The sequence below is a fragment of the Vibrio sp. Vb0667 genome (assembly GCF_033391095.1).
On sequence record NZ_JAWPOL010000310.1, the window covers coordinates 1 to 1,134 of the forward strand.

Here is a 1,134-nt window from a genome sequence, read left to right on the forward strand (position 1 = left end):
TCTACAGAAATGACCATGAGCTGTGTTGATGGCTCCGGCATGATCCACAATTGCTGCACAGCATCTTGTTCATTCGTTTTCGTCCCGTTACCAGCCCCTGTCAGCCAACTATCCCCACTGGCTTATCGCGCATCCATTGCCTCAGAAATCACCGCACCAGTGGTACAAGTCACCCATGATTTGTATCGGCCTCCGATAGTTTAATCCATACAAAGCATTCGACCCTGCATCCCTTTGCAGGCAGTTTCTTTGCGCCCAACTGATAGCGTGCTCACCTCAGCTATTCGCTCGTAACTCCATTTGTTACCTGCTATTTAGCGATAAAAAAGTGCGTCATCCGTTTGGCAAATACCAACGCTCTCCCGCTCGGTTCAATCGTTCCCGAAACGCAAAAGAGCTTGGTATCAATTTGGATGTAAATTATGGAATTCAACCCAAATCGCTTAGTGGCACCAGTATGCTCACTGGCTCTGGTTGCCCTACCGGCTTTCAATGTGGTGGCGCAATCGCCAACCAATACGAAAGCACAACAAGAAGCGCAAGCTCAATCAATCCAAGCCCAATCAACCAATGAGCTAGCAAACCTCATTAGCGTTGCATTGAGCAACGATGGCAACCGCAAGCAGTTCTATGCTCAATCGGAAGCGATGCGTGAAACAGGCGTAGCCAGCGCAACCTTGATGGACCCGAAACTGAAAGTCGGTTTTGGTGGTTTGCCTGTCGATAGCTTCAAATTTGACGAAGATCCGATGACCAATATCTCCGTCGGTTTGATGCAACAGTTCGAACGTGGCTCGACGCTCGACCTTCAACAAAAGAAAGCCAATCAACAAGCCGATGGTTTGTCGTTGCAAGTTCACGCACGGGAGCTTGAAGTGGCAAACAGCATGACTCAGCTTTGGTTGGAGTTGGGCTATCAGCAGAAAGCAGAGCAAATTTTGCTAGAAAACCGTCGGCTCATGACGGAAATGGAAAACTTCATTCAAACCAATTACTCAATCGGAAAAAGTGAAGCGCAAGATTTACTGAATGCACAGCTTCAAGTAAGTAAGTTGGATGAAAAGCTGCAAGCCAACGCACAAATGCAGCGCCGTTTGGTCTCGCAACTCTCAGAATGGTTGGGCTCTGACTGGC

Annotated in this window: 1 protein-coding gene and 1 pseudogene; both read left to right on the forward strand. The window is 48.2% G+C overall.

All coding sequences use genetic code 11. The features are described 5' to 3' along the window. A pseudogene (locus R8269_RS25505) lies at positions 1-204 on the forward strand (hypothetical protein); the annotation flags it as partial. A gap of 218 nt (positions 205-422) precedes the next feature. Then, a partial coding sequence (locus tag R8269_RS25510) for a TolC family protein (RefSeq protein ID WP_412079972.1) occupies positions 423-1,134 on the forward strand: 712 nt, incomplete at its 3' end.